We start from the raw sequence: 234 nt of genomic DNA, 5'->3' as shown, positions 1-234 counted from the left end.
GAGCAACGTGCTCAAGCATGCCGAGGCGACGGCCGCCACGGTCACCGTCAGCTGCCAGGATAATCAGGTGAAGCTCAGGGTTCAGGATAACGGCCGCGGCGTGCCGGAAAATGCCGAACGAACGAACCACTATGGTTTAATTATCATGCGAGACCGCGCGCAAAGCCTGCGCGGTGATTGCCAGGTTCGCCGGGGAGAGTCAGGTGGCACCGAAGTTGTGGTCACCTTTATACC

1 protein-coding gene is annotated in these 234 nt (G+C 59.4%); it reads left to right on the top strand.

Annotated features, from left to right (window positions below; genetic code table 11):
• The coding region (locus tag RTW80_RS30915) for an ATP-binding protein (protein ID WP_312722083.1) at positions 1–234 on the top strand (234 nt) is incomplete at both ends.

Origin of the sequence: Escherichia sp. AM3, from assembly GCF_032029835.1 — a bacterium.
In the GTDB taxonomy this organism is placed as follows: Bacteria; Pseudomonadota; Gammaproteobacteria; order Enterobacterales; family Enterobacteriaceae; genus Escherichia; species Escherichia coli.
The sequence above is the reverse complement of the archived record's forward strand: the minus strand, read 5'-3'. Positions and strand labels throughout refer to the sequence as shown.